Raw genomic sequence first — 12288 nt, 5'->3', positions numbered from 1 at the left:
GCTTCCCGACCCCGCGCCTCGCCACCCCCGCGGGCCGGTCCGCCCGGCGGGGCGGTCAGCCATGCCCTGGACCGCCTTTGTCCTGACGTGGGTAAAAGTTCAACTCGGCACCTGCGCAAGGGCTTTCCGTACGGGACGAACACAGCTACGGTCCCCTACGTGTACACGACATGACTCGCGTCACCGGGGGTCCCGTAAGGAGCCCCCGGAGGCCGGCGCGGCAGTCCCCGCGCGGAACGGCACAACGCACCCGCCCGTACAACCGGCACACTCCGGAGGACGCACGTGCACAGAAGCAGCAGACGGCTCCGCGCCCGAAAAACACTCGCTCTCTTCACCGGCGGGCTCCTCGCCGCCGCCACCCTCACCCTGGGCTCCTCGCCCGCCGCCACCGCCGACGCCCCGAAGGCGACGGCCGCGCAGGCAGCCGCGGAGGACTTCCAGCAGGTCACCCTCGCGAAGGGTGCGGCCGAGACCGGCGAACCCATCTCGCTGGCGGTGCTCCCCGACCGCAGCGTGCTGCACACCTCGCGCAGCGGCGAGCTGCGGATCACGGACAGCGCCGGCAACACCCGGGTCTCCGGCACCATCCCCGTCTACTCGCACGACGAGGAAGGCCTCCAGGGCGTCGGGATCGACCCGGACTTCGCGGAGAACCGCGCGATCTACCTCTACTACGCGCCCCCGCTGGACACCCCCGCCGGCGACGCCCCGGAGAACGGCACCGCCGCCGACTTCGCGAAGTTCGACGGCGTGAACCGGCTCTCCCGGTTCGTCCTCAAGGAGGACGGCACCCTCGACAACGCCAGCGAGAAGAAGGTCCTCGACATCCCGACCACGCGCGGCATGTGCTGCCACGTGGGTGGCGACATCGACTTCGACGCGCAGGGCAACCTCTACCTCTCGACGGGCGACGACTCCAACCCGTTCTCGTCCGACGGTTTCTCCCCGCTGGACGACCGGGCCGACCGCAACCCCGCCTTCGACGCCCGCCGCACGTCCGGCAACACCAACGACCTCCGCGGCAAGATCCTCCGCATCAAGGTCGCCGACGACGGCTCGTACACCGTCCCCGAGGGCAACCTCTTCGCCGCGGGCACGGACAAGACGCGCCCCGAGATCTACGCGATGGGCTTCCGCAACCCCTTCCGCTTCAGCGTGGACCAGGCCACCGGCATCCTGTACGTCGGTGACTACGGCCCCGACGCGGGCGCGGCGGACCCGAACCGCGGACCGGCCGGGCAGGTCGAGTTCGCCCGGGTGACGAAGCCCGGCAACTTCGGCTGGCCTTTCTGCACCGGTGACAACGACCCGTACCGGGACTACGACTTCGCGACGCAGACCTCCGGACCGGCCTTCGACTGCGCCGCCCCGAAGAACGAGTCGCGGTACAACACGGGCCTGGTCGACCTGCCGCCGGCGCAGGCAGCCTGGATCCCGTACGACGGCGCGTCCGTACCCGAGTTCGGCACCGGCTCGGAGTCCCCGATGGGCGGGCCCGTCTACCACTACGACGCGGACCTGGACTCACCGGTGAAGTTCCCCGAGGAGTACGACGGTGACTTCTTCGCCGGGGAGTTCGGCCGGCAGTGGATCAAGCGCATCGAGCAGGACGCGGACGGCGCGGTCCAGTCCATCAACGACATCCCGTGGACCGGCACCCAGATCATGGACATGGCCTTCGGCCCCGACGGCGCGCTGTACGTCCTGGACTACGGCCTCTCCTGGTTCGGCGGCGACGAGCACTCGGCGCTGTACCGCATCGAGAACGCCACCGGCGGACGCTCGCCCATCGCCGAGGCGTCCTCGGACAAGACCTCCGGCACCGCGCCCCTCAAGGTGAAGTTCTCCTCCGAGGGCACGACCGACGGGGACGGCGACGCGCTCACGTACGCCTGGGACTTCGGCGACGGCGGCACGTCCACGGCCGCCAACCCCACGTACACGTACAAGAAGAACGGCACCTACACCGCCACCGTGACCGCCGAGGACCCGACGGGCCGCACCGGTTCGGCGAGCGTGCACGTCACCGTCGGCAACACGGCGCCCACCGTCGTGCTGCAGGCTCCGGCCGACGGGCAGCCGTTCGAGTTCGGCGACGAGGTGCCCTTCAAGGTGACCGTCACCGACCCGGAGGACGGCACCATCGACTGCTCCAAGGTCGAGGTCAAGTTCACCCTGGGCCATGACAGCCACGGCCACGACATCACCAGCGAGCACGGCTGTGAGGGCACCATCAAGACCGCCATGGAAGGCGGCCACGACCCGAACGCCAACATCTACGGCGGGATCTCGGCGTCCTACACCGACGGCGGGGGCGGCGGACAGGCCGCGCTGACCGGCCGTGACGGGGCGAAGCTCCAGCCCCGCCACCGCCAGGCCGAGCACTTCGACAACTCCTCCGGTGTCACCACGCCGAGCAAGACCAGCGCGCACGGCGGCAGGACCGTCGGTGACATCGACAACAACGACTGGATCTCCTTCACCCCGTACATCCTCGACGGCTCCACCAAGCTCACCGCCCGGACCTCCTCGGCCGGCGCGGGAGGCTTCCTCGAGGTGCGGGCCGGATCGCCCACCGGCAAGATCCTCGGCTCCGCGCCCGTCCCGGTGACCGGCAGCTGGGACACGTTCCAGGACATCGACGTGCCGCTGCGCGGCGCACCCAGGAAGGCCACCGAGCTCTTCCTGGTCTTCAAGGGAGGCTCCGGAGCCCTGTACGACGTCGACGACTTCGAACTCTCGAACAGCCCGGCCGACCGGACAGCGAAGCGCGTCCTCGTCTTCTCGAAGACGGGCGGCTTCCGGCACGACTCGATCCCCGAGGGCATCTCCGCGCTCAAGGAACTGGGCAAGGACACCAACATCACGGTCGACTCCACCGAGGAGGCCGGACAGTTCACCACCAGCAACCTGGCGCGCTACGACGCGGTCGTCTTCCTGTCGACCACCGGTGACGTCCTGAACGCCGACCAGAAGAAGGCGTTCGAGAACTTCGTCTCCACCGGCGGCGGTTACATGGGCGTCCACGCCGCAGCCGACACGGAGTACGACTGGGAGTTCTACGGTGGGCTCGTCGGGGCGTACTTCCACTCGCACCCGCAGATCCAGCCCGCGACCGTCCGTGTGGAGAACCACGACCACCCGGCGACCGCGCACCTGGACGAGGCGTGGGACCGTACCGACGAGTGGTACAACTACCGCACCAACCCCCGGGACAAGGCCCAGGTCCTCGCCACCCTGGACGAGACGACGTACACCGGCGGCAACATGAAGGGTGACCACCCGATCGCCTGGTGCCAGGCGTACCAGGGCGGCCGCTCCTTCTACACCGGCCTCGGCCACACCAAGGAGTCCTACGCCGAACCCGCCTTCCGGCAGCATCTGCTGGGCGGTCTGCGCTACGCGGCCGGGCAGGTGAAGGCCAACTGCCAGCCGGACACCGGCTACCGGTCGATCTTCAACGGCAAGACGCTCGAAGGGTGGAAGCAGGCCGGCCCCGGGAAGTTCGCCGTGGCCGACGGTGAGCTCCGCTCCGAGGGCGGCATGGGCCTCCTGACCTACCAGGCCAAGGAGCTGAAGTCCTACTCGCTGAAGCTCGACTGGAAGATGGCGGGCGACGACAACTCCGGCGTCTTCGTCGGCTTCCCCGAGTCGGACGACCCGTGGTCCGCGGTGAACAACGGCTACGAGGTCCAGATCGACGCCACCGACGCGGCGGACCGCACGACCGGCGCCGTCTACACCTTCAAATCCGCCAACATCAAGGCCCGTGACCAGGTTCTGCGGCCGCCCGGCCAGTGGAACAGCTACGAGATCAAGGTCCAGGGCGAGCGGCTCCAGGTCTTCCTCAACGGGGTGAAGATCAACGACTTCACCAACACCGACCCGGCCCGCAGCCTCAAGAACGGCTACATCGGCCTCCAGAACCACGGAGCCGACGACCAGGTGTCCTTCCGTGACATCCAGCTGAAGGAGCTGCCCTCCACGTAGGGCGGCGACCTCCTGCGCCGGTGGTGGGCGGGGAAGCGTTCCTCTTCCCCGCCCACCGTCCACCATCCCTCTTCAGCCCCCAGGGAGGCAGCCCGTGACCGCACGTGCCGTTCGTACCGGAGTCTGGTTCATCGGAGCACGCGGCTCCGTCGCCACCACCGCCACCGCCGGGTGCGCGGCCGTCGCGGCAGGGCTCCACCCGCCGACCGGCATGGTCACCGAGACACCACCCTTCGCCGACAGCGGGCTGCCACCGCTGACCACCCTCGTCTTCGGCGGCCACGACACCCTCGACTGTCCCCTGCCCAAGCGGGCCGAGGCCCTGGCGGCCGGGGGAGTGCTCCCGCACGGGCTTTCCTCCGCCGTCGAGGCCGAACTCACCGCCGCCGACGCGGAGATACGCCTCGGAGGGCCGCTCCAGGGTGACACCCGCACCGACGAGGAGCTCATCGCCGCCTTCGCCGCCGACATCGAGGACTTCGCGCACCGCCACGAGCTGGCCCGCACGGTCGTCATCAACGTCGCCTCGACCGAACCGGCCCCCGGCGAGGACGACTCCCGCCTGCCCGCCAGCTCCCTCTACGCGGCGGCCGCGCTCCGCGCCGGCTGCCCGTACGCCAACTTCACCCCCTCCACCGGGCTGCGCAGCCCGCACCTCCAGGACGCCGTCGACTCCTGCGGACTTCCCCACGCCGGACGCGACGGCAAGACGGGCCAGACGCTGCTCCGCTCCGTGCTCGCACCGATGTTCGTCCAGCGCGCACTGCCGGTGCGGGCGTGGTCGGGCACGAACCTGCTGGGCGGCGGGGACGGGGCGGCGCTGGCCGACCCGGCCGCGGCGGCCGCCAAGAACGCGGGCAAGGAACGCGTGCTCGCCGACACGTTCGGGTCGGCCCCCGAGGGCGAGGTCCACATCGACGACGTACCGGCGATGGGCGACTGGAAGACGGCGTGGGACCACATCGCCTTCGACGGCTTCCTCGGCTCGCGGATGATCCTCCAGACGATCTGGCAGGGCTGCGACTCCGCTCTCGCCGCACCGCTGGTCCTGGACCTGGCCCGGCTGCTGGCACGCTCCCACGAGGCGGGCCTGAGCGGGCCCCGGCCCGAACTCGGCTTCTACTTCAAGGACCCCGACGGCGGACCGGCCGCACTGTCCGAGCAGTACGCCGAGCTGCTGGCCTTCGCCGAACGCCTGCGGGCCGCCCGGTGAAGGCGCTGCGGCTGCTCGCGGCGGTGACCGGCGCCGCGCGGCTGCTGGGCTCCCGCCCGGCGGCGCCCCCGTACAGCCTGTCCGGTGCAGGCGGGACTGCGCCCGCACCGGACAGGCCCCCCGCCCGCGCGCGCCTGCGGGCCTGGGCGGAGCTGCTCCGGGTGTCGGCGCTGTTCACCGTGCCCGGTGACGCGCTCGCCGGGGCCGCGGCCGCGGGGCGGCGTCCCGGCCGGGGCACGGCACTCGCGGTCGGTGCCTCGCTCTGCCTCTACGAGGCGGGCATGGCGCTCAACGACTGGGCGGACCGGGAGGAGGACGCCGTAGACCGCCCGCACCGGCCGATCCCCTCGGGCCGTGTCGCGCCGGAGGCCGCCCTGGCCGCCGCGGGCGTCCTGACGGCGGCGGGCCTGGCCCTTGCCGCACGGGCGGGCCGCCCCGCACTGGCGGTGGCATCCGGCCTGGCGGCCACGGTCTGGGCCTACGACCTGCGCCTCAAGCACACGAAGCTCGGGCCGGCCGCGATGGCCTCGGCCCGCACCCTGGACCTGCTGCTCGGCGCGACCGCCGCGGTGGCAACGATGTCGAAGGCGACTGCTGCCGGGGGAGGGACAGCCACGGCCACCCGGCCCGCACCCGGCCGCACCCCCGCCGCGGCGCTCCCCGCCGCTCTCCTGCTCGGCGCGCACACCTACGCCGTGACCGCAGTCTCCCGCCACGAGGCGCACGGCGGATCCACCGCCGCACCGCTGGCGGCGCTGGCCGGTGTCGCCGGCCTCGGGGCCACCGTCCTGCGCGGCCGGACAGCTCCGGGGGAGCCAGCAGGCCCTCCCGCCCACGCCGTACGGCTCCTGCTCCCGGCCTTCGCCGGTGCCTACCTCCGCACCTCCGCGGTCCCCCTTCTCCACGCCGCACTCAACCCCTCCCCGCCCCTCACCCAGCGCGCCGTCGGCGGCGGTATCCGGGCGATGATCCCGCTGCAGGCAGCGCTCGCGGCCAGGGCCGGGGCGCCCGTCAACGGGCTCGCGGTCATGGGGCTCGTCCCCCTCGCCCGCGCGCTCGCCCGGAAAGTGAGCCCGACATGACCCTCCGCCTCGGTTACGGCACCAACGGGCTGACCGACCTCCGGCTCGACGACGCCCTCGGGCTCCTCGCCGACCTCGGTTACGACGGGGTCGGCCTGACCCTCGACCACATGCACCTCGACCCGCTCGCGCCGGACCTCGCCGCCCGCACCCGCCAGGTGGCCCGCAGGCTCACCGGACTCGGCCTGGGCGTCACCGTCGAGACCGGGGCGCGCTACGTCCTCGACCCCCGGCGCAAACACGGTCCGTCCCTCCTCGACCCCGACCCGGACGCCCGCGCGGCCCGCACCGCCCTGCTGGTCCGCGCCGTCGAGGTCGCCACGGACCTCGGTGCGCACGCCGTGCACTGCTTCAGCGGCATCACCCCGGCGGACACCCCCACGGACACCGCGTGGCAGCGGCTGGCCGAGGCCCTCGCCCCCGTACTGGAGGCCTCCGACCGCGCGGGTATCCCGCTCGCCGTCGAACCCGAACCGGGCCACCTCCTCGCCACGCTCGCCGACTTCCACCACCTCCGCACCCTCCTCGGCGACCCGGGCCCGCTCGGACTCACCCTCGACATCGGCCACTGCCAGTGCCTCGAGCCGGCCTCGCCCGTGGACTGCGTGAAGGAAGCCGCCCCCTGGCTGCGCCACGTCCAGATCGAGGACATGCGACGCGGCGTCCACGAACACCTGCCGTTCGGTGACGGCGAGATCGACTTCCCGCCGGTGCTCGAAGCGCTCGCCTCCACCGGATACTCCGGCCTCACCGTCGTCGAACTGCCCCGGCACTCCCACGCGGGCCCCGAACTCGCCCGTAGCTCCATCGACTTCCTGCGCCGGGCCACCGGGGCGACGAGCGGAGCCGGACCATGCTGATCAGCCGTAAGGAACTCGACGACCGGCTCCCGGGGGCGGCCAGGGCCTGGCTGGACGAAGCGCTCGCCGAGGCCGCGCACGCAGCGGCACACCCCGGTGCGGACAGCGGCAACCCGCCCTGGGAGCTGCGGTTCGCGTCGGCGGGAAGGCACTGCGGCCTCGAGCACGCCGACTCCGTGCGCGCACTGCTGCTCGTCGAAGCCCGCGCGGGGCTGCGCGCCGTGACCAGGCTCTACGAGCAGGGCACCGCCGCCGAACGCCGCGCGGTCCTCCTCACCCTGCACCGACTCGACCTCGGCGCCGCCGCGCTCCCGCTCGTCGAGGACGCCCTGCGCACCAACGACACCCGGCTGGTCGCCGCGGCCGTCGGCCCGTACGGCGCGGCCCACCTCGACGCGCACGGCTGGCGGCACGCCGTCCTCAAGTGCCTCTTCACCGAGGTCCCCGTCGAAGCACTCGACCGGCTCGGCGAACGCGCCCGCGGAGACGCCGAACTCGCCCGGATGCTCGGCGACTTCGCAGCCGAACGCACTGCCGCGGGGCGTGCCGTCCCCGCCGGTCTGCGGACCGTCCTCGACCTCACGGCCCCGGCGCCCGCCACCGCCCCCACGTCCACGGAGGAAGCCCGATGAGGATCTTCGACCCCCACATCCACATGACCTCCCGCACCACGGACGACTACCAGGCGATGTACGACGCCGGAGTCCGCGCCCTCGTCGAACCCTCCTTCTGGCTCGGCCAGCCCCGCACCTCGCCCGCCAGTTTCTTCGACTACTTCGACGCCCTCCTGGGCTGGGAGCCCTTCCGCGCCTCCCAGTACGGCATCGCCCACCACTGCACCCTCGCCCTCAACCCCAAGGAGGCGAACGACCCCCGCTGCACCCCCGTCCTGGACGCGCTGCCCCGCTACCTCGTCAAGGACTCCGTCGTCGCCGTCGGCGAGATCGGCTACGACTCGATGACCCCCGCCGAGGACAAGGCACTCGCCACCCAGCTGCAGCTCGCCGCCGACCACGGTCTTCCCGCGCTCGTGCACACCCCGCACCGCGACAAGCTCGCCGGCCTGCACCGCACCATCGACGTCATCCGTGAGTCGGTCCTCGCCCCGGAGCTGGTCCTGCTCGACCACCTCAACGAGACGACCGTGAAGGACGCGCTCGACAGCGGCTGCTGGGCCGGATTCTCCATCTACCCGGACACCAAGATGGACGAGGACCGCATGGTCACGGTCCTGCGGAACCACGGCACCGACAGGATCCTCGTCAACTCCGCAGCCGACTGGGGGAAGAGCGACCCGCTGAAGACCCGCAAGGTCGCCGACACCATGCTGAAGGCCGGATTCGACGAGGACGACGTGGACAAGGTCCTCTGGCGCAACCCCGTCGCCTTCTACGGGCAGAGCGGCCGGCTCCAGCTCGGCCTCGACGCACCGGGCCCGCTCCACGAGGGCAACTCCATCCTCCGCGGCGGGGAGTGAACCATGCGCTTCCGCCACCCCGACGGCTCGACCGTGCACCTCGCCTACTGCACCAACGTGCACCCCGCCGAGACCCTCGAAGGAGTCCGCGCCCAGCTGCGTGACCACTGCGAACCCGTACGCAAACGGCTCGGGCGGGACCGGCTCGGGATCGGACTCTGGCTCGCCAAGGACGCCGCACGTGCCCTGATCAACGACCCCGCCGCCCTGCGCTCCCTGCGCGGCGAACTCGAACACCGCGGCCTCGAAGTGGTTACCCTCAACGGCTTCCCGTACGAGGGCTTCGGGGCCCAGGAGGTCAAGTACCGCGTCTACACGCCGGACTGGACCGATCCCGAGCGGCTCTCCCACACCACGGACCTGGCCCGGCTGCTCGCCGCGCTGCTCCCCGACGACGTCACCGAAGGCACCATCTCCACCCTGCCGATCGCCTGGCGCACCCCGTTCGCCGACGACCCCACGGCCGCGGTCACCGCGCGGAAGGCGTTCACCACGCTCGCACAGCGGCTCGACGCCCTCGACGAGCTGACCGGCAAGGCCATCAGGATCGGCCTCGAACCCGAACCCGGCTGCACCGTGGAGACCACCGCCGACGCCATCGGCCCGCTCACGGCGGTGGGCCACGACCGCATCGGCATCTGCGTCGACACCTGCCACCTCGCCACCTCCTTCGAGGACCCGGACACCGCTCTCGACGCCCTGCGCGCGGCCGGTATCACCGTCGCCAAGGCCCAGCTCTCCGCGGCACTGCACGCCGAACACCCCCATCTGCCCGAGGTGCGTGCCGCTCTGGGAGCCTTCGCCGAGCCCCGCTTCCTGCACCAGACCCGCACCCTCACCGGTGCGGGCCTCCGCGGGACCGACGACCTCGACGAGGCGGTCTCCGGCGGTGCGCTCCCCGACAGCACTCCCTGGCGCTCCCACTTCCACGTCCCCCTGCACGCGCCCCCCGCACCCCCGCTCACCTCCACACTCCCCGTGCTCCAGTCCGTGCTGAACCGGCTCGTCGGCGGACCAGCGCCCCTCACCCGGCACCTCGAGGTCGAGACGTACACCTGGCAGGCGCTCCCCGCCGAGCTGCGGCCGCGCACCCGCACCCAGCTCGCCGACGGCATCGCCGCCGAGCTCACCCTCGCCCGCGACCTCCTCGTCGACCTCGGACTCAAGGAGCTCCCATGACCGCGCCCGGCGCCGGAACGCGCCCCACCCCGCTCCTCGTCCTCGACGTCGTCGGACTCACCCCCCAGCTGCTCCAGCACATGCCGAACCTCCAGGCCATGGCCGGAGCCGGCGCGCAGGCCCCCCTCTCCACCGTCCTGCCCGCCGTCACCTGCGCCGCCCAGTCCACCTTCCTCACCGGCACCACCCCCTCCGAACACGGCATCGTCGCCAACGGCTGGTACTTCCGCGAGCTCGGCGACGTCCTCCTGTGGCGCCAGCACAACGGGCTCGTCGAAGGGGACAAGCTCTGGGACGCCGCCCGGCGCGCCCACCCCGGCTACACCGTCGCCAACATCTGCTGGTGGTACGCGATGGGCGCCGACACCGACTGGACCGTCACCCCCCGCCCCGTGTACTACGCCGACGGCCGCAAGGAGCCCGACTGCTACACCCGGCCCCCGGCGCTGCACGACGAACTGACCGAGAAGCTGGGCACCTTCCCCCTCTTCCATTTCTGGGGCCCCGGCGCCGACCTCGTCTCCTCGCAGTGGATCATCGACGCCACCCGGCACCTCCTCACCACCCGCAGCCCTGACCTGGCCCTCTGTTACCTCCCGCACCTCGACTACGACCTCCAGCGCTACGGCCCCGACGACCCCCGCTCCCACCGGGCCGCGGCCGACCTCGACCGCGCCGTGGCACCCCTGCTGGACGACGCCAGGGCCGAGGGCCGCACCGTCGTCGCCCTCTCCGAGTACGGCATCACCCGCGTCGACCGGCCCGTCGACATCAACCGCGCCCTGCGCCGCGCCGGACTCCTGGAGGTGCACACCCAGGACGGCATGGAGTACCTCGACCCGATGGCCTCCCGCGCCTTCGCGGTCGCCGACCACCAGCTCGCCCACGTCTACGTACGCCGGCCCGAGGACCTCGACGCCACCCGGGAGGCCCTCGCGGACCTCCCCGGCATCGCGGAACTCCTCGACGACGAGGGCAAGAAGGCGAACCACCTGGACCATCCCCGCTCCGGCGAGCTCGTCGCCGTGGCGGAGAAGGACGCCTGGTTCACGTACTACTACTGGCTCGACGACGACCGCGCGCCGGACTTCGCGCAGCTCGTCGAGATCCACCGCAAACCGGGCTACGACCCCGTGGAGCTCTTCATGGACCCCCAGGACCCCTATGTCCGGGTCAAGGCCGCCTCGGCGGTCGCCCGCAAGAAACTCGGGATGCGCTACCGCATGGCGGTCGTCCCCCTGGACCCCTCACCTATCCGCGGCAGCCACGGCCGCCTGCCCACGAGCGACGACGAAGGTCCGCTCATCCTCTGCTCCACCCCCCACGCGTTCAACGGCCGAGTCCAGGCCACCGAAGTGAAGTCCTTGCTCCTCCAGCTTGCCGGACTCCACTGACAATCCGCCCCGCCCGCACGTTCACAGGGAGATTCGTGATCATGAGCCGCACCCCGAAGGACCCGGAGCTCGCGCGCAGACTCAGCCGCCGCAACGTCCTGGGCGTCGCCGCCGGAGCCACGGCCGCGACCCTCCTCAGTGGCGCCGCCGCCCAGGCGGCCGGCCCGCACAGCGGCCAGGGACACGGCAAGGGCCGCGCCGTCCTGCCTCCGGGCCGCCTCGGCATCCAGCTCTACAGCCTCCGGGACAAGGTCTCCACCCTCGGCTTCGCCCCCGTCTTCGCCGAACTCGAGAAGTACGGCTACGACGAGATCGAGTTCGCCGGATACACCCAGGGCTCGGCCGGAGCCATCACCCTCGCCCAGCTCAAGAGGCTGGCCAAGGACCACGGGCTCAACCCCATAGGCAGCCACGTCAACTACTACGACGACAACAACCCCGACGCCTACTCCTTCGCGCAGAACCTCACCAAGGTCCTCGACGAGGCGGAGGCCCTCGGCCTCAAGCACATCGGCACTGCCTCCGGCCCGTTCCGCTACGGCGCCACCGTCGACGGCTGGAAGCGGGCGGCCGAGGACTTCAACACCTACGGCGCCGCCGCCCGTGAGCGCGGCATGAAGTTCTACCAGCACAACCACGCGGAGGAGTTCTCCTTCGCCACCGACAAGCCGAAGGTGCGCCTCTACGACGTCCTGCTCGCCGAGACCGACCCCGACCTGGTCTACCTCGAGATGGACATCTACTGGGCGTTCTGCGCCCAGTTCCGCTTCGGCAAGCGCGTGGACGGCACGCCGGCCCCCTTCAACCCCATCGACTACGTACTCAAGCAGCCCGACCGCTACCCCCTCTTCCACGTCAAGGACGGCACCCGCAACGACGCCGCCCGCGACGGCTACGACATGACGGACGTCGGCGACGGCGACATCGACTACAAGAACTTCCTGAGCCGGGTCACCGCGCGGACCCACCGCGGCCGTACCTATCACCACTGGCAGACCGAGCACGACAACCCGGTCGAGTCCTTCGCCTTCGCCCGGAAGTCCAGCGAGCACCTGCACTCGCTCCGGGAGAGCCGCTGCGGGGACTGAAG

The 12288-nt window shown here is 71.7% G+C and carries 9 protein-coding genes; all 9 read left to right on the top strand.

The window, feature by feature from the left end; translation table 11 throughout:
* Nucleotides 1-285 precede the first annotated feature (285 nt).
* The 9 genes from ACIBCU_RS13200 to ACIBCU_RS13160 all read left to right on the top strand — a co-directional run bounded on the left by ACIBCU_RS13200 (nt 286) and on the right by ACIBCU_RS13160 (nt 12286).
* Nucleotides 286-3993: a ThuA domain-containing protein gene (locus ACIBCU_RS13200; RefSeq protein ID WP_399231242.1), complete on the top strand. Its 3708-nt coding sequence runs from the start codon at nt 286-288 to the stop codon at nt 3991-3993.
* A gap of 94 nt (nt 3994-4087) precedes the next feature.
* On the top strand, nt 4088-5206 hold the full coding sequence (locus ACIBCU_RS13195) for an inositol-3-phosphate synthase (RefSeq protein WP_399231240.1): 1119 nt from the start codon (nt 4088-4090) through the stop codon (nt 5204-5206).
* Complete coding sequence (locus ACIBCU_RS13190) at nt 5203-6288, top strand: SCO3242 family prenyltransferase (RefSeq protein WP_399231238.1); 1086 nt, start codon at nt 5203-5205, stop codon at nt 6286-6288. Before ACIBCU_RS13195 ends, ACIBCU_RS13190 begins: the two co-directional genes overlap by 4 nt.
* Entirely contained in the window at nt 6285-7148 is an 864-nt protein-coding gene (locus ACIBCU_RS13185; protein ID WP_362928156.1) for a sugar phosphate isomerase/epimerase family protein, read from the top strand. Before ACIBCU_RS13190 ends, ACIBCU_RS13185 begins: the two co-directional genes overlap by 4 nt.
* Nucleotides 7142-7780: an EboA domain-containing protein gene (locus tag ACIBCU_RS13180; protein ID WP_399231236.1), complete on the top strand. Its 639-nt coding sequence runs from the start codon at nt 7142-7144 to the stop codon at nt 7778-7780. The genes ACIBCU_RS13185 and ACIBCU_RS13180 overlap by 7 nt, the downstream gene beginning before the upstream one ends.
* Nucleotides 7777-8625: a TatD family hydrolase gene (locus ACIBCU_RS13175; RefSeq protein ID WP_362928152.1), complete on the top strand. Its 849-nt coding sequence runs from the start codon at nt 7777-7779 to the stop codon at nt 8623-8625. The genes ACIBCU_RS13180 and ACIBCU_RS13175 overlap by 4 nt, the downstream gene beginning before the upstream one ends.
* A 3-nt stretch (nt 8626-8628) precedes the next feature.
* A complete protein-coding gene (gene eboE / locus ACIBCU_RS13170; RefSeq protein ID WP_399231234.1) occupies nt 8629-9804 on the top strand; it encodes a metabolite traffic protein EboE in 1176 nt (391 codons plus the stop codon).
* Nucleotides 9801-11198 (top strand): alkaline phosphatase family protein, encoded by a 1398-nt coding sequence (locus tag ACIBCU_RS13165; protein ID WP_399231232.1) that lies wholly within the window; start codon nt 9801-9803, stop codon nt 11196-11198. The genes eboE and ACIBCU_RS13165 overlap by 4 nt, the downstream gene beginning before the upstream one ends.
* Before the next feature lie 41 nt (nt 11199-11239).
* Complete coding sequence (locus ACIBCU_RS13160; protein WP_399231229.1) at nt 11240-12286, top strand: sugar phosphate isomerase/epimerase family protein; 1047 nt, start codon at nt 11240-11242, stop codon at nt 12284-12286.
* Nucleotides 12287-12288: the final 2 nt, after the last annotated feature.

Source organism: Streptomyces sp. NPDC051064, assembly GCF_044455985.1.
In the GTDB taxonomy this organism is placed as follows: Bacteria; Actinomycetota; Actinomycetes; order Streptomycetales; family Streptomycetaceae; genus Streptomyces.
Note: the sequence above shows the minus strand (reverse complement) of the source record. Positions and strands in the feature narration are given on the sequence as shown.